This is a genomic window from Massilia sp. 01N410, assembly GCF_056399665.1.
On record NZ_JBFTRV010000001.1, the window covers coordinates 226,859 to 242,271 of the forward strand.

Annotated in this window: 16 protein-coding genes; 15 read left to right on the top strand and 1 reads right to left on the bottom strand. The window is 60.0% G+C overall.

Annotated elements, in window-relative coordinates:
* Positions 1-14 precede the first annotated feature (14 nt).
* From fdh3B to pncB, 11 genes are all read left to right on the top strand, one after another.
* On the top strand, positions 15-695 hold the full coding sequence (gene fdh3B / locus AC1DOP_RS01035) for a formate dehydrogenase FDH3 subunit beta (protein ID WP_441934091.1): 681 nt from the start codon (positions 15-17) through the stop codon (positions 693-695).
* Positions 692-904, top strand: a complete 213-nt coding sequence (locus AC1DOP_RS01040) for a hypothetical protein (protein ID WP_441934093.1) — start codon at positions 692-694, stop codon at positions 902-904. Before fdh3B ends, AC1DOP_RS01040 begins: the two co-directional genes overlap by 4 nt.
* 10 nt (positions 905-914) lie before the next feature.
* Positions 915-2,000, top strand: a complete 1,086-nt coding sequence (locus tag AC1DOP_RS01045) for a formate dehydrogenase subunit gamma (protein ID WP_477249209.1) — start codon at positions 915-917, stop codon at positions 1,998-2,000.
* Positions 1,997-2,446 (top strand): hypothetical protein, encoded by a 450-nt coding sequence (locus tag AC1DOP_RS01050; protein WP_477249211.1) that lies wholly within the window; start codon positions 1,997-1,999, stop codon positions 2,444-2,446. The genes AC1DOP_RS01045 and AC1DOP_RS01050 overlap by 4 nt, the downstream gene beginning before the upstream one ends.
* 42 nt (positions 2,447-2,488) lie before the next feature.
* The gene (locus AC1DOP_RS01055; RefSeq protein WP_477249213.1) at positions 2,489-3,016 is read left to right on the top strand and encodes a hypothetical protein; all 528 of its coding nucleotides are present in this window, start codon (positions 2,489-2,491) and stop codon (positions 3,014-3,016) included.
* 18 nt (positions 3,017-3,034) lie between these two features.
* The gene (locus tag AC1DOP_RS01060) at positions 3,035-3,475 is read left to right on the top strand and encodes a DUF3305 domain-containing protein (RefSeq protein WP_477249215.1); all 441 of its coding nucleotides are present in this window, start codon (positions 3,035-3,037) and stop codon (positions 3,473-3,475) included.
* Positions 3,476-3,477: 2 nt separating this feature from the next.
* Positions 3,478-3,993 carry a DUF3306 domain-containing protein gene (locus tag AC1DOP_RS01065; protein WP_441934103.1) on the top strand — a complete coding sequence of 172 codons (516 nt, stop codon included), beginning with the start codon at positions 3,478-3,480 and terminating at the stop codon, positions 3,991-3,993.
* A complete protein-coding gene (locus AC1DOP_RS01070) occupies positions 3,990-5,678 on the top strand; it encodes a 4Fe-4S binding protein (protein ID WP_441934105.1) in 1,689 nt (562 codons plus the stop codon). Before AC1DOP_RS01065 ends, AC1DOP_RS01070 begins: the two co-directional genes overlap by 4 nt.
* A 68-nt stretch (positions 5,679-5,746) precedes the next feature.
* Positions 5,747-7,435, top strand: a complete 1,689-nt coding sequence (locus tag AC1DOP_RS01075) for an AMP-binding protein (protein ID WP_477249217.1) — start codon at positions 5,747-5,749, stop codon at positions 7,433-7,435.
* An 86-nt stretch (positions 7,436-7,521) separates the two neighbouring features.
* Positions 7,522-8,013, top strand: coding sequence for an SET domain-containing protein (locus AC1DOP_RS01080; protein ID WP_441934109.1), 492 nt, complete (start codon positions 7,522-7,524; stop codon positions 8,011-8,013).
* A 15-nt stretch (positions 8,014-8,028) separates the two neighbouring features.
* Complete coding sequence (pncB, locus tag AC1DOP_RS01085; protein WP_477249220.1) at positions 8,029-9,093, top strand: nicotinate phosphoribosyltransferase; 1,065 nt, start codon at positions 8,029-8,031, stop codon at positions 9,091-9,093.
* Between the two features lie 1,479 nt (positions 9,094-10,572).
* Here pncB and AC1DOP_RS01090 read toward each other — a convergent pair.
* Positions 10,573-10,818 (bottom strand): hypothetical protein, encoded by a 246-nt coding sequence (locus AC1DOP_RS01090; RefSeq protein WP_477249222.1) that lies wholly within the window; start codon positions 10,816-10,818, stop codon positions 10,573-10,575.
* Between the two features lie 9 nt (positions 10,819-10,827).
* Between AC1DOP_RS01090 and AC1DOP_RS01095 the strand changes: the two genes are divergently transcribed.
* The 4 genes from AC1DOP_RS01095 to AC1DOP_RS01110 all read left to right on the top strand — a co-directional run bounded on the left by AC1DOP_RS01095 (position 10,828) and on the right by AC1DOP_RS01110 (position 15,157).
* Positions 10,828-11,415 (top strand): hypothetical protein, encoded by a 588-nt coding sequence (locus AC1DOP_RS01095; protein ID WP_477249224.1) that lies wholly within the window; start codon positions 10,828-10,830, stop codon positions 11,413-11,415.
* Between the two features lie 84 nt (positions 11,416-11,499).
* Positions 11,500-13,035: a nucleotide-binding domain-containing protein gene (locus AC1DOP_RS01100; RefSeq protein WP_477249226.1), complete on the top strand. Its 1,536-nt coding sequence runs from the start codon at positions 11,500-11,502 to the stop codon at positions 13,033-13,035.
* Between the two features lie 11 nt (positions 13,036-13,046).
* Positions 13,047-14,144, top strand: coding sequence for an SAVED domain-containing protein (locus AC1DOP_RS01105; RefSeq protein ID WP_477249228.1), 1,098 nt, complete (start codon positions 13,047-13,049; stop codon positions 14,142-14,144).
* A gap of 8 nt (positions 14,145-14,152) precedes the next feature.
* Positions 14,153-15,157 (top strand): cyclic GMP-AMP synthase DncV-like nucleotidyltransferase, encoded by a 1,005-nt coding sequence (locus tag AC1DOP_RS01110; RefSeq protein WP_477249231.1) that lies wholly within the window; start codon positions 14,153-14,155, stop codon positions 15,155-15,157.
* The last annotated feature ends 256 nt before the right edge of the window (positions 15,158-15,413 follow it).

The window sequence follows — 15,413 nt, forward strand, 5'->3', positions numbered from 1 at the left end:
GTTTAGGAGGTCTTATGGCCAGGATGAAGTTTATTTGCGACACGGAGCGCTGCATCGACTGCAACGGCTGCGTGACGGCCTGCAAGAACGAGAACGAGACGCCCTGGGGCGTGAACCGGCGCCGCGTCGTGACGATCAACGACGGCGTTCCCGGCGAACGTTCGATCTCGGTGGCCTGCATGCACTGCACCGATGCGCCCTGCCTGGCGGTGTGCCCGGTCAACTGCATCTACCACACGGAAGACGGCATCGTGTTGCACTCCAAGGACCAGTGCATCGGCTGCGGCTACTGCTATTACGCCTGCCCCTTCGGCGCCCCGCAGTTCCCTGAGAGCGGCCTGTTCAATCACCGCGGCAAGATGGACAAGTGCACCTTCTGCGCCGGCGGTCCGGAACCGGATACCTCGGAAGCCGAATTCAAGAAATACGGCCGCAACCGCATCGCCGAAGGCAAGCTGCCGGCCTGCGCCGAGATGTGCGGCACCAAGGCCCTGATCGGCGGCGATGCCGGCGTCATCGCGGACATCTACCGCCAGCGCGTCGAAACCCGCGGCTACGGTCCGGAACTGTGGGGCTGGAAGATCGCCTACGGCAAGCCGAAGCGCGGCGGCGACATCAAGGCCACCGGCCAGGGACCGCGCGAGAACCAGAACCTCAAGGATTCGCAGAACGACGAGGGGAGGCTGCCGACATGAAGCGTCTCATCCTCATGCTGATTCCCATGGCGCTGCTGGCCGGCTGCCTGGAAGTCGACCAGCACCCGCACTGGATCAAGGGCCAGTACGCCGGCAAGAAGGACAACCTGCCGTTCGCCACCCACTTCCACAACGACAGGCTGGCCTGGTGGGGGACGATCAGTAACCGCAACCAGCACCAGAACGAATACAACCGGGCCAACCCCTGAGGAGCCGACCATGCGATCGATCATCCTGTGTGTGCTCATGGCGCTCAGCCTGTCGACGGCCTGGGCCGGTGTCCCGAACAACCGCGCCGAGCCGGCCTATGCCGAGGAGCAGACCATCCTGCAGGCCCAGCAGGACTCGCGCGTGCCCGATCCCGGCCTGGCCTCGAAGAATTCCGGCCGCGTGCATATCGACCGCCACTACCTCGGCCAGTACGGCAACAAGGAAGGGGACGTCATCGTCCAGCGCGGCGGCAACCAGTGGCGGGTGTTCCGCAACGGCCCGCTCGCCACCCTGGCCGGCACCGTGCTGGTGCTGGCGCTGCTGGCCGTCTTCCTGGTCGCCAAGGTGGTCGGCAAGCTGCAGTCGGGATCGCCGGATACCGGGCGCCGCATCCAGCGCTTCACCAACTGGGAGCGCCACATCCACTGGGCGACGGCGATCAGCTTCATCATCCTGGCCGTCACCGGCCTGGTGATCCTGTTCGGCAAGAAGCTGCTGATCCCGCTGGTCGGCCATGACGTGTTCGCCTTCATCGCCTATATCTTCAAGTACCTGCACAACTTTATCGGCCCGCTGTTCATCCTGTGCTCGGTGCTAATGTTCTTCACTTTCCTGCGCCGGAATTTCTTCCGCAAGGTCGACTGGCTGTGGTTCAGGAAGGCCGGCGGCATGCTGAGCCACGAACACGTGCCGGCCGGCTTCTTCAATGCCGGCGAGAAGAGCTGGTTCTGGTTCGGCGTGACCCTGCTGGGCCTGGTGATGTCGATCAGCGGCCTGATCCTCGACTTCGTCGCCTTCGGCCAGACCCGCTACGTGCTGCAGATCGCGAACTACCTGCATCTGCTCGGCGCCACCTTCTACATCGCCGCCGCCATGGGCCACATCTATATCGGCACCTGGGGCACGCCGGGTGCCTACCACGCGATGCGCCATGGCGACGTCGACGAAGCCTGGGCGCGGGCCCACCACGGCATCTGGTACGACGAGGTCAAGGCCGGCGTGCCGCCGGGCACCTTCGACAATCACGTGCCGCCGCCCGACCATCCGCCGGCCGGCGGCGCACCGGGCACTCTGCCGCCGGGAGTCAGGCCATGAAAGCATTAGTTTTTCTTATGCATGCGGGCGCCCTGGCGCTGCTTGTGAGCGCGGCCGGCTGCAAGAAGCACGGCGACGAGTCGATGCGCCAGACCAGGTTCCCGGGCATGGTGACGGCCGGCGGCGAGTCCAGCGGCGTGGTGATGGCAAGGAATAACAAACCGAAGACCGACGCCACCTATGCGGGCGGTACCCCGGGCATCGCCGGCGGCGCCGGCGGTAATACGGCGGGCGCCGGCACCGGCGGCAGCACGCGCGAAACCGGCCAGGGCCCGAGCTCTGGCGTGTCGACGCCGTCCAGCGGCATCGCCGCGCAGACGGGCGCGACCGAGAAGCCGTCCGGCGACAGCGGCAACAACCCGGTGAAGCCGGCGGCGGAACCGGCGCCGCAGCCGGCCGCCGCCCACCGCGATCCGGGCGCCAACAGCGCTGCCCCCGGACGCTGAGCCGGACGTTGGGCGAAGCGCGGAAACGACGAGGACGATGCGATGAGAACCATTCATTTCAAGCGGGCGCACAAGGGGCGCCACCCGGCGATCAAGGCGGCCCTGCTGATCGCCGGCCTGCTGATCGCCAGCGTGGCCTGGGCGGCCCTGCCGCCGCCGACCCCGGCCCAGCAGCAGGCCGCGGCCGAGAAGAAGGCCAAGGCCGACGTCCAGGCCGCCAAGGACAAGGAAAGCCTGGCGGCGTCGATGGATGCCGTCACCACACGCTGGCGCTCGCGCGCCGCCGAGCAGGGCTGGAAGACCCATCCCGCGGTGGCGATCGCGGCGGCGGCGCCGGCGGCAGGCGCCGTCACCGCCGCCGGGCCGGCGAATCCGCCGCCTGCGGGCTCGCCTGGCGCCGGCAACACCACGGCCGCAGGACAGGCAGCCGGACAGCCGGCGATCAAGAGCGAGAAGCTAGGCACGGCGCCGCCGAGCGAGGACGTCAAGAAGGTCCCGACCCAGGCCCAGCCGAAGGACGCCCCGCCGACGGTACAGAAGGACACGCCGAAGAATGTCAGCAAGAAGTGAGGATGAGGTGAGCGAGCGATGAAGATGGGCAGCATGCCGATCGCGGTACTGATGCAGCGCCGCAGCGTCCGGCACGTGTGGGCGGACGAAGCCTGGGAAGCGGTGGGCGTGGTGCCCGACCGCGGCAACTTGCCGCACGTGCAGATGCTCAGCCAGACGCCGGAGCGCGACTACTACCTGGTCTCCGGCCTCGAACTGGAACTCTATCCGGACGAGAACAAGGGCTATTACGAAAACGTGATGGCGCCCGAGTCCAAGGTCTTCGTGCTGTGGCGCATGGAAGACGGGCGGGCGATGCCGGTGCGGGCCTCGGTCAGCTATGTCGAGGGCACGCGCATGTTCGACTCGGGCGAGAACGCCGACGGGGTCACCATGTCCGCCGATATCTACGCCTGGGTGGCCGCCTATCTGCGCGAGCACTACCAGCCCAAGCCGCGGCGCGGCCGGCAGCACGGGTGACCATGTCCGACGAAGGCTTCCTGCGCCGCTGGGCGCGTAGAAAGAACGAACTTCGGAGCGAAGCCCGGGAAGGCGGCGTGGCGCCGGCCGGGCCGGCACCGCTGCAGCCGGCCGAGCCCGCCGCCGTCGCCACGGCCCTTGCCGCGCAGCCCGCATCGCACTCGATCCCGCAGCCGCAGCCGCAGCCTCAGCCGAATGAGGCCCCGGAACGCCCGCTGCCGACGATGGACGACGTCGCCACCCTGGACAGCGGATCCGACTTCTCGGCCTTCGTCGCCCGCGGCGTCGACCAGGCCGTGCGCCGCAGCGCGCTGAAGAAACTGTTCGCCGACCCGCACTTCAACACCATGGACAGGCTGGACGTCTACATCGACGACTACACCCAGCCCAGCCCGGTGTCGGAACAGATGCTGGCCTCGCTCGATCACGCCAGGAGCGCCTTCCTGAAGATGATCGAGGACCCGGAAGAAGAACCGCAAATACAAACACAACAACCACCTGAGCAAGAGACACAATGAATATCCGCTTCATCGAAGGGCAGGGCGCCGATCCGGAAATCGAGGCACGCAATCGGCTCGCCCGCACGGCCGCCATCGCCGCGCTCGGCAACATCGAGCCGCCGGAGGCGCTGGACACGGTCGGCTACCGCTCCGCCGGCCACACCCTGGTGATCGGCAGCAGCGCCCAGGCCTTGCCCTGGGCCGACCGCCTGGCCGCCGGCCTGAACGTGACGGTGCTGCTGCTCGATGTTGAAGGCAAACCGCCGCTGCGCATCTACCCCGTGTTCCCGGCCCGCGCCATCGTCCTGAGCGGCTGGCTGGGCGCCTTCCAGGCCACCTGGCAGGCACCTGGCCGCGCGCCCGAGCATGGCAAGTTCGACCTGGTGCTGGACCTCGGCGCCAGTCCGCAGATCGCGACCCACCAGCACCCGCACGGCTACTACGCGCCGGGACTGGATGAAGCCGCGCGCGCGGCCGCCGTCGAGGAGCTGCTGGACATGGTCGGCGAATTCGAAAAGCCGACATATTTCAGCTACAAGGAGCGCCTGTGCGCCCACAGCCGCAACCAGCTGGTCGGCTGCAATGCCTGCGTCGAGATCTGCTCGGCCGGTGCGATCGAAGGCGCCGGCGACCTGATCAAGGTGAACCCCTATCTGTGCGCCGGCTGCGGCGCCTGCACCACGGTCTGCCCGACCGGTGCGATCTCCTACGCCTATCCGTCCGCCGGCCACACGGGCGGCCGCATCAAGACCGCGCTGCAGGCCTATGCGGAGGCCGGCGGCGTGGAGCCCGTCGTGCTGCTGCACGGCGCCGAAGGAGCGGCCCTGCTGGCCCAGCTCGGCGATGCCGTCCCCGGCCGCCTGCTGCCGCTCGGCCTGCACCACACGGCCTCGACCGGCATCGACGTCTGGCTGAGCGCCCTGGCCTATGGCGCGGCCGGCATCACGGTGCTGACGACGGCGGCCGAGGCGCCGCAATACGCGGCCGCGCTGGCCCAGCAGATGGAGATCGCCCAGGCCATCCTCGACGGTCTCGGCTACGCCGGCCCCCACCTGCAGCTGCTGCGGGCCGGCAGCGTGGACGAGCTGGCGGTCGGCCTGCAGCACGTGCCGCGTGGACACACCCCAAGCCAGCGCGCCGGCTTCAACATCGCCGCCGACAAGCGCAACACGCTGGACTACGCCCTCGACCACCTGGTGCGCCACGCCCCGGTCAAGGTCGACCAGATCCCGCTGCCGGCGGGCGCGCCGTTCGGCACGCTGGCGGTGGATGCCTCGGCCTGCAGCCTGTGCATGTCCTGCGTCGGCGCCTGCCCGAGTTCGGCGCTGATGGATGGCCAGAATGCGCCCCAGCTGCGCTTCGTCGAAAAGAACTGCGTGCAGTGCGGACTGTGCGCCACCACCTGTCCGGAGGACGCGATCCGCCTGGTGCCGCGGATGAACCTGATGGAGTCGCGCAAGCAGACCGTGGTGCTGAACGAGACCCAGCCCTTCCACTGCATCCGCTGCAGCAAGCCTTTCGGCACCCTGCGCATGGTCGAGACCATGCTGGCGCGCCTGGCCTCGCATCCGGCCTTCGCCGGCAACCTCGACCGCATGCGCATGTGCGGCGACTGCCGCGTCATCGACATGATGATGCCGAAGGACGACGTGCGCGTAGGCGAAGTCGATATCCGCGAAGTGAAGGAATTGCGCCGTCCCTGAAGCAGGTGTGGCAGGGATGCCGCCCGGCATGGCAGAATGTTCGAAGGAGAACATAATAGGAGACCGCCATGGCAGCATCCCCCTACGAGCGCTTCATCCGCACGCGCGACTTCCTGCAACAGCACCGCCTCGACTACGACACCGCCTACCGCGACTATCCGGCCCCGGAATTCGATGAATTCAACTGGGCCCTCGACTACTTCGACGTCCAGGCGAAGGATAACCAGACCCCGGCCCTGTGGGTGGTCGAGGAAGACGGCAGCGAGAAGAAGATCAGCTATGCCGACATGGCACTCCGCTCCGGCCAGGTGGCCAACTGGCTGAGGGAGCAGGGCGTGCGCCGCGGCGACCGCGTGCTGCTGATGCTGCCCAACCGGGTCGAGCTGTGGGAAATCATGCTGGCCGGGATCAAGCTGGGCGCCGTGCTGGTGCCGACCACGATGCTGGTCTCGCCCGCCGACCTCGAAGACCGCCTGCAGCGCGGCCATATCCGCCACGTGATTGCCCAGGCCTCCGAAGCCCATAAGTTCGCGGAGCTGGCCGGCGACTATACCCGCATCGCGGTAGGTGGTGGAAATGCGGGCAGGCCGGACGGCTGGCAAGACTTTGCGGATAGCAGCACGGCCGACGGGCAGTTCACCCCGGACGGCTCTACGCGCGCCACCGACCCGCTGCTCCTGTACTTCACCTCCGGCACCACCGCGAAGCCCAAGCTGGTGCTGCACAGCCACCAGAGCTATCCGGTGGGCCACCTGTCGACCATGTACTGGATCGGCCTCAAGCAGGGTGACGTCCACTGGAACATCAGCTCGCCCGGCTGGGCCAAGCATGCCTGGAGCTGCTTCTTCGCACCCTGGAATGCCGGCGCCACCATCTTCGTCTACAACTACGAGCGCTTCTCGGCGCGCGCCTGCCTGGACGTGATCTGCCGCTGCGGCGTGACCTCGCTGTGCGCGCCGCCGACCGTGTGGCGCATGATGATCAAGGAAGACCTGACGGCGTGGAAGCCGCCGCTGCGCGAACTGGTCGGCGCCGGCGAACCGCTGAATCCGGAAGTGATCGAACAGGTCGAGCGGGCCTGGGGCATCCGCATCCGCGACGGTTTCGGCCAGTCCGAAACCACCTGCCAGATCGGCAATCCGCCGGGCCAGCTCCTCAAGCCGGGCTCGATGGGCCGTCCGCTGCCGGGCTACCGTGTGGCGCTGCTGGACGCCGACGAACAGCCGGCCCAGGAGGGCGAGATCTCCCTTGTCCTGGACCCGGCGCCGTTGGGCCTGATGCTGTGCTACGAGGGCGACGAGGCCAAGACGGCCGACGTCATGCGCGCCGGCCACTATCACACCGGCGACACCGCCACCGTCGATGAAGACGGCTATTACTTCTACGTCGGCCGCAACGACGACGTGTTCAAGTCCTCGGACTACCGCATCAGCCCCTTCGAGCTGGAGAGCGTGCTGATCGAGCATCCGGACGTGCTGGAAGCGGCCATCGTGCCCAGCCCCGATCCGCTGCGGCTGTCGGTGCCGAAGGCCTTCATCACCCTGCGGCCAGGGGTGGAGCCGACCCGCGAGCTGGCAGGCAGGATCTTTGCCTTCGCGCGCGAGCGCCTGTCGCCGTACAAGCGGATCCGCCGCCTGGAATTCACGGACCTGCCGAAGACCATCTCCGGCAAGATCCGCCGCGTCGAGCTGCGCAGGGCCGAGCAGGCGGGGAGCCGGGCCGGCGCCGAATTCCGCGAGGAAGACTTCAGCGCCTGAGGTCTGGAAATGGGGGGCGGTGTGGCAGGCTTGCCGGAATTCAGGCAATAATGAGGCCTCCGCCCCTCAATCTTTCCGGCCCAGCAATGAGCATCCCGAAGAAATCCGCAGCTTATGAAGTCAGGAAGTCCCCGGTCCACGGCAACGGCGTGTTCGCCCTGCGGCCCATCGAAGCCGGGGAACGCATCATCGAATACCGCGGTGAGCGCATCAGCTGGGACGATGCCACCGCCCGCGCCGCGCAGCGCGGCGGCCCGGTCAACCACACCTTCTATTTCAGCCTCGCCGACGGCAATGTGATCGACGGCGGCCGGCGCGGCAACGATGCGCGCTGGATCAACCACGCCTGCGAACCGAACTGCGAAGCCTACGAGGAAGACGGCCGGGTGTATATCCACGCCCTGCGCGACATCGACGAGGGCGAGGAGCTGAACTACAATTACGCGCTCATTTATGACGAGCGCCACACACCCGCGCTCAAGCGCCTGTTTGCCTGCCGCTGCGGCACGCCGGGCTGCAGCGGCACCATGCTGGCGCCGAAGCGCCGCACGAAAAAACAGGCGCAAGCCCGTGCCTGAACCGAAAGACCTTCAATGAAACCAGTCGTCCGCAGCCTGATCGAAACCGACCTCTATAAATTCACGATGTGGCAGGCCTTCCTGCACATGCACCCGAACGCCATCGGCGAGTACGAATTCAAGTGCCGCAACACGCCGGCCTTTCCGCTGGCCGAGCTGAAGGAGGAAGTCGAGCGCGAACTCGATCACCTGTGCGGGATGATGTTCACGGAGGACGAGGTCGAGTACATGCGCTCGCTGCGCTTCATCAAGAGCGACTTCGCCGACTTCCTGACCCTGTTCCGCTTCCAGCGCAAGTTCATCGAAGTGACGACCGACGGCCCCCACCTGCGCATCCGCGCCACCGGTCCGGTCGTGCACGTGATGGGCTTCGAGATCTTCGTCCTCTACATCGTCAACGAGCTGTATTTCCGCCGCTTCGACCAGGCCGCCGCGCTGGAAGAGGCTCGGCGGCGCCTGGCCCAGAAGATCGAGGAACTGCGCGCCTTCGATGCGGAGCCAAAGCGCCTGAATCCCTTCGACTTCTTCGACTTCGGCGTACGCCGCCGCTTTTCCGGCGAGTGGCACGAAGAAGTGGTGCGGACCATGGCGCGCGAGCTGCCGCAGTTCTTCAAGGGCACCTCGAACGTCTACCTGGCAAAGAAATTCAACCTGGTGCCGATCGGGACCATGGCCCACGAATACATGCAGGCTTTCCAGTCCTTCGACGTACGCCTGCGCGACTTCCAGAAGAAGGCGCTGGAAGACTGGGTGCAGGAATACCGCGGCGACCTCGGCACCGCGCTGACCGACGTGGTCGGCATGGACGCCTTCCTGCGCGACTTCGACCTGTATTTCGCCAAGCTCTTTCACATTATGTTAACCCATCCGTATCGTTACACCGTATCTATAAAGGTTTTATGTGACGCTACGTTTGGAATCGTATCGTCACATGCGTATTTGGACAGTGAATCGCCTATGTCACGATACTCTGCAAAATTGACGTCACGTGCACGACGCTGCGGGCGGTCGCATCATGATGCTGACCGTCGCGAAAGACAGCTCCGCGCTGGGAGCTGTCCAACCCCTTCACTTCACTGAACACCTCAAGCCTCGTGTTATCGATTTGTTGGCCTGCGGTTGTTAGCGTCCCAGTCAACCTCATACATCCAGTTTTTTACCTCGTGAGCGCGCCAGCGCAACATTGAAGAGTTAAGAATGTGCATTTTAGGTGGCACTAACATTGGGGCATCCGCAAGCTTACGTTTTATTGTGTTTGGTCGCAGACCTAGCAGTTCAGCCAGGTCGTCAATATCGAGATACGTCGTCATTGCTTCTCACTCAAATTAGGCGCTAAGCGTCATCGCTTCGGTTGGGTGAGGTGTAGTGACCTTATTTATCGCCGCGCAACGGTAGGCTCCTTTCTCGCCAAAAAATATGCCTGTCGTGGTACAGATTTGAAAATCGAAGAACTGCGCAATGCTTCGGTCAAGCGCGACAGGATTGCCTTGCACATGCAGACCAAGTAATGCTCGGATATGCGACAGGGGCAAAACCTTTTATAAGCCGCTTGCACGCTAACAGGACCGTCGGTAGTAATTCCACAGTACTGCGTTGAGGACTTGGGCATGTGCAACCGTGTGGAGATTTCCGAGAGTACATTCCTGAGAGTTGTCTCAGAAATGTCCAAGTTGAGTTCATTTTTAATGCAAACCCGGAAGTTAGCTCAGGTGCATCAGCCCCCGCGCGACCGGCAAATACTTTTCAAGTAGGTCAGCTACTTTCTGGGCTTCCTCTGCGGATGCTGATGGAAACGAAGAGTCGCGGGATGTCGGATATCTCATATCGTGCAAAACGCTAACAAAGCATTGTTCCGCTACGTTCATCCCCAAATCTCGGCATACGACCTGTGTAGCACTCGTCCAGCAACCATCTACCGGGCGCACTTCGCGGTACTCGAACATGGTTCGAAATAGCTGGGAAAGACCTTCGTATGCTGCGGTAAAAGATGGAGTTATAAGGCCTGATGCGCGTAGGAGTTTAGAAGCTGTTAGATGGTCTTGGGCATTGCTTAGCAAAGCTTCGGTCGCACCTGCGAGCGCTGGCTCCTGTCGGAAAAACTGCTTACTGATTAGGATTTCGTAGTCAGAAGGCTTTGGCATTGGGATGTCCTTGATTGGTCAGCGACGGTTAGACAGCGACTCCTATGTCCCTGTGCTTCCTGCCTGTCCACAGACAGCAGGAATCCAATGTAAGCACCCGATTTATATGCGCGGCATCCAGTCTGCGAGCGCGAGGGCGGTGCGACCGTCCTGTCAGACTTTCTGCGGACGTGCGAGCTGGTTATTCCTAGTCCACTGATATGTAGTTACTCCTTCCGTTTCGTAGAGATGGAGCGGCTTTCTTTTCCAGCGTGGTGTAGATGCTCGAGCGTGATTTACTCTAAGCGTTTGCCGGACCACTCAAGCCGCCTGAACAGCGCCGTTACAGCACCGGCACATCTAAATTGCTTAGGAGTATTAAGTGATATAATTCTGTAATGCAACAAGTGTCTCGAAGGTTTGCGCTCGTTTCTCGTTACTACAGCGTCGAGCTAGCAGCGTTTTGATTGCTGAAACGTTGGCGCCTTAGGATATGCCGTTCTGCAAGTAAGTGAATGCAAGCGACAACTGCATTGAGAATTAAGCAAGGAACAAAAGGCTTGATAGCTAACACTCCAATGTCTGCTAGCTGTGGCGTAGCTATCTGCAGCAACTTAGCTTCAACACCGAGGATGCCGTAAGTGGAAATGTAACAAATCAACGTAATAAGAACTTCTTTTTTCATAAACCCCCCATGGAAAACAAAGTGAAGCATACGCATTTAAACGTCGAATTTAAAAGACAGTCGGCGAGGTATCTTCGAAGGATTCGCGAGCTGGCTTTTGGTGGGTTCGCTGCAGGAGTGTTGCTCTTGATTTATTCACATACCACGCTTCCTTCAGCCGGCACGGCTGAAGGCTTAACGGAGAAACTTGCGAACGAAATCGCTTTGCCTGACTGGGGCTTCCTGCTTTTTGCGATTGGTAGCTGCTGTATTACATTGGTTTTCACTGGTTGGCCTCCCGCTAAGGTCTTCCGGCATATGTTCGCAATACCATATTTGAAATTTTGTTTTGACTTAACAGGTACTGCAATTGGAGTGCTTATCCCTGCAGTTATTGCAACATCTACTAAAGCTCAGTTTTTTGGCGGAAGTATGCTGATTGTTTATGCGCTTGTTTATTTATTATTAGTCTCTGTAGTTCTGTGGGGTGGGCAATATGCTTTGAGCGAACGTGTTCAATCTAAATTGCAGTCCGGACAAGGCCCGATACCTTACGTTCTTCCACTAGGAGCGACAATAATTTTGGTCTCAATGTATCTGACTTCGAGAGCGATTTAGGTAGTTCTCCGGCCGAACTACCTTTTATAAAAAAAATGGATAAAGTTACGCATAGTTTTTGCTTCGTTGGAGATTAGGCAAGATATGGTTTTCCGTGTAACAGCAGCTGCAGCTGACTTTCTTGAGCGCTTGGCGCTTGAATTGGATGTTCCCACTAGTCGTTATGAGGAGGCGGAGAGTAGGTATCACTCAGTGGGAGACTGGCTTGGTCGGGAGGAGTCAAGTTTACGTGAGCATTCGCCGAATGTGTACGTCCAAGGGTCTTTTCGTCTTGGCACGCCTATCCGTCCGGTCAATGATGAGGAACACTACGATATCGACCTCGTATGCGAGCTCTCTTTAGGTAAGCATGAAATCTGCCAGAAAGACCTAAAGGAGATGCTTGGCAAAGAAATGAAACTCTATGCGAAGCGGTACGGAATGTCCGATGCAGCAGAAGGCCGCCGTTGCTGGACACTAGACTACGCCGAAGGAGCGCAGTTCCATCTTGACGCCTTGCCTGCAATCCCAGACGGCGACGGTCGAAGAATTGCACTGGAGTCTATGCAGTTGTCTGCCGAATGGGCAAACTCCGCAATTGCTATAACGGACACGGAGTGCGACACCTTTGAAACGCGAACCAGCCAATGGCCGCATAGTAATCCCCGCGGATTCACTGAATGGTTCCGGTCGCGCATGAGGGTTGTATTCAACGAGCAGCGGCAACGAATAGCTCTAGAGGCGCACGCCAATGTTGAAGACGTTCCGACCTACCAAGTGAAGACGCCGCTCCAGCAGGTTGTGCAAATTCTAAAGCGGCATCGTGACATCAGGTTTTCTGACCAACCTGACGTCAAGCCAATCTCAGTCATCATTACAACGCTTGCTGCCCAGGCATACGGTAACCAGGCCGACCTCTCTGAAGCCCTAGCTAGCATCTTGGAAAAGATGCATCTGCATATCAAATTGCGCAATGGTGTGTGGTGGATTGAGAATCCTACTGACCCGGCCGAAAATTTTGCGGACCGTTGGCAAACGCATCCAGAGCGTAGGGATGCTTTCTTCAAATGGCTCCATCTCGCGCGCGAAGACTTTAAGAACATTGCCGGTGAGGAGGACATGCAGCTTGTGATGGAGTCTGCGAGCGTAGCAGTGGGCGACACCCTTGCGAGGAAAGTGCGCTCTGGGACCAGCCACGCAAAACCGTCCAGCGGTGCTGTAGCATTGTTCAAACGCGCTGCTAGTGTATTCTCTGCGTCGCACCGCAAACGACCAGAGTGGCCTGTGCGTCCGCAAGGCAAAGTTCAAATCGCAAAAGTTCGCACTTTCCAAGACGGTTTTCGTCCCAAGGTTCTTCTGCATGATGCAGCTCCTCTGATAAAGGGTATCAGCCTCGAATTTGCAGCGAAGACGGATGTGCCCATGCCTTATGCTGTCTTCTGGCAAATTGTGAATACCGGCTTAGAGGCACAACGCCGCGGTGACCTTCGAGGCGACTTTAACTCTGGTGTAATTGTGAAAGGCGAAATCACTCATAGAGAAACAACTGCTTACACAGGAGCCCACTCAGTAGAATGTTTCATCGTTAAGGACGGTGCCCTAGCAGCGCGAAGTGGGGGTTTTATTATCAATATTGCGTAATTAAGGAATTTGTGAAACGTCATCTTTTCGAACTTTATAAGCTGTTCGTCGAACGATTCTTTCGTGTTCGAACTCTCGGTGCCTGGCTGCTTAAGGGGGGGCTTGGCCTCCTGATGGTTTTGCTCGGGGCAGATTTCGCAGGGCGGATTGCCTTAAAGTTCGGAGACTTCAAACTTAATATCGAAGGTGGCACGGGGAGCGGCCTGCCTAGCTACATCGTCTATACAGCGTTTGTAGTGGCGGGCTCACTGGTCGTCGCTGGTGGCCTGCTGATGTGGAGAGACGAGCGACGGGAGCGACAGAAGCTGCTAGTTGTCATCGAGGTACGTGGCCTTCACAATAGTCCGGATGCGCCGGCTCGAAACGCGATAAGACCTTCGTTTCGGGGACAACGACATTCGGTCTTGGTCGATTTCAGGCCGAGTTTAGTGGGAGAGTTGGTTAACCCCGAGTTGATGCTCGAAAAAATCAGAGGTATGAAGCTCAACCTTGAGTCTGCTGTTCAAGGACGGGACATGAGTGATGTGTCTGTGGCCGTCGGTGGCGTGGCCGCGGTGCCTGGTATGTTCTACATTGGGATGCGGTTGGACGACGAGTCTCGCTTTGAGCTTTTCGATTGGAATAGAGACTTGAAAAGTTGGAAAGCTATTGATGGGCTCGACGATGGGAATCGCGCGCTACCGTTGAACATTCCGCCAATTTCGTCCGGACTGAGCGAGGTAGTGCTCGCGGTCTCCGCGTCCTACCTTGTTGACGAAAGTGCTGTTGCCGCATCGTTCCCAGGACTTCCAGTTGTGCGCTTATCTGCGGAGAAGATTCAAGCGAACAGCTACTGGTCGGAAGAAGTTCAGCAAGCTTTTGCTGCCGCTTTTCGCAACGCCGTGCAGGAGCTGCTTGGGCGCCACATTAAGCGCATACACCTTGTTCTCGCGGCGCCAGCGAGTTTGACAGTTAGGTTAGGCGCGACCTACGACGAAAGGCTCCACCCCGAACTAGTTGCGTATCAGTATGAGCGCTCCTCAACTCCGCCGTATCCTTGGGGGATTGTGCTCCCGCATCATGGTTCACCAGAGCCAGCGGTCTTGCGAACAACTTTACCCATAGCCTGAAAATGAGCTTGGAAAGAGCTATCGGCGCGGCAGTAGTCGGCCTTCTCTTTTGGTCATTCTCAAGTACTAAGAAGCGTGCCTCGCCCGAGATTCAACGCCTGTTCGAGCGCTTTCATGATGCGATAAAGCTCGAAGAAAATGATGAGCGGCTCAAGCTTCGTACTAAGCGCGAGGTTCTGCTCAAGGCATTGAGAAAGAAGATGGCCTCTCATTGCTTGACATTTGAGCCATTCGACCAAGGTAGCTACGCTTTGCGGACTGGGGTCGTGCCAAAGGATGGAAACTACGATATCGATGTTGGGTTAATTTTTGACTGTTCGCAGGAACGTTTCCCCAATCCGGTCGAGCTGAAATTATTGGTTTACGACGCACTAGCCGAAAAAAATCGGACTGTCTCCATCCGTAACGCATGTGTAACGGTCACTTACATTCGCGGCGGAAGACCCCACTACCACATAGACCTTGCCCTCTACGTAAGGACGGCGAACGGCAAGCTTTTACTAGGTAAGGGGCGAAGATACTCCGGCGATGACAGGTGTAAATGGGAGCCTTCTTCGCCCAATGAGCTTACTCGCTTCATACTGTCAAAGTACTCTGGCGACGAGCAAGCACAATTACGAAGGTGCATTCGATATCTCAAGCGGTGGAGGGACGAGAATTTTACCTCGGGCGCGCCTGTCAGCATTGCCTTAACGGTGGCAGCTGCTATGTGGTTCGAACCAATGGTAGCCGAGGACGGGAGCAGCTTTGACCTGGCGGCCTTACATGCCCTTGTGCGAAAGATGCAGAAAAATTTCGGGAATAACTGGAAGCTCGACAGGCTAGCAGTACTACTTCCAGGGTCGCGGAGCATTGACCTCATGTCAAAGCTAACACCGGAGCAGATGAAAGTCTTCAGGCAGCGGTTGGATAGCCTCCAACGTACACTTTTCCAGTGCTTTGGTGACGTTGCGCTAACTACTGCGGTTGAGGCTCTTTCATCTCAGTTCGGGCCAGATTTTCCTATTGCATAAGCTAGACCATCTGCAGCAGAGCAATGAGCTCCCGAACTGGACAAGCTGCACCTTGCCATCAAATTTCCCAGTCGCAACGCAGCTGAGGCGTTCGAGTACATTTTCTTGCTCAAGAACTATATACTGTATGCAAGTACAGTGTGCTGAGTTCGGCGCACTCCAAAGGAATTTCACGTCAATCGTCTATTGCTACGCGGCCACTATGGTGTAACAGGAGTATGATGTGAGAATTAGCACTCAACAAGCGAGAGTGCTA

Excerpts from the sequence above, each read along its gene's own strand:
- fdh3B (WP_441934091.1), top strand. The coding sequence starts at position 15 with ATGGCCAGGATGAAGTTTATTTGCGACACGGAGCGCTGCATCGACTGC.
- AC1DOP_RS01040 (WP_441934093.1), top strand. The coding sequence starts at position 692 with ATGAAGCGTCTCATCCTCATGCTGATTCCCATGGCGCTGCTGGCCGGC.
- AC1DOP_RS01045 (WP_477249209.1), top strand. The coding sequence starts at position 915 with ATGCGATCGATCATCCTGTGTGTGCTCATGGCGCTCAGCCTGTCGACG.
- AC1DOP_RS01050 (WP_477249211.1), top strand. The coding sequence starts at position 1,997 with ATGAAAGCATTAGTTTTTCTTATGCATGCGGGCGCCCTGGCGCTGCTT.
- AC1DOP_RS01055 (WP_477249213.1), top strand. The coding sequence starts at position 2,489 with ATGAGAACCATTCATTTCAAGCGGGCGCACAAGGGGCGCCACCCGGCG.
- AC1DOP_RS01060 (WP_477249215.1), top strand. The coding sequence starts at position 3,035 with ATGAAGATGGGCAGCATGCCGATCGCGGTACTGATGCAGCGCCGCAGC.
- AC1DOP_RS01065 (WP_441934103.1), top strand. The coding sequence starts at position 3,478 with ATGTCCGACGAAGGCTTCCTGCGCCGCTGGGCGCGTAGAAAGAACGAA.
- AC1DOP_RS01070 (WP_441934105.1), top strand. The coding sequence starts at position 3,990 with ATGAATATCCGCTTCATCGAAGGGCAGGGCGCCGATCCGGAAATCGAG.
- AC1DOP_RS01075 (WP_477249217.1), top strand. The coding sequence starts at position 5,747 with ATGGCAGCATCCCCCTACGAGCGCTTCATCCGCACGCGCGACTTCCTG.
- AC1DOP_RS01080 (WP_441934109.1), top strand. The coding sequence starts at position 7,522 with ATGAGCATCCCGAAGAAATCCGCAGCTTATGAAGTCAGGAAGTCCCCG.
- pncB (WP_477249220.1), top strand. The coding sequence starts at position 8,029 with ATGAAACCAGTCGTCCGCAGCCTGATCGAAACCGACCTCTATAAATTC.
- AC1DOP_RS01090 (WP_477249222.1), bottom strand. The coding sequence starts at position 10,818 with ATGAAAAAAGAAGTTCTTATTACGTTGATTTGTTACATTTCCACTTAC.
- AC1DOP_RS01095 (WP_477249224.1), top strand. The coding sequence starts at position 10,828 with ATGGAAAACAAAGTGAAGCATACGCATTTAAACGTCGAATTTAAAAGA.
- AC1DOP_RS01100 (WP_477249226.1), top strand. The coding sequence starts at position 11,500 with ATGGTTTTCCGTGTAACAGCAGCTGCAGCTGACTTTCTTGAGCGCTTG.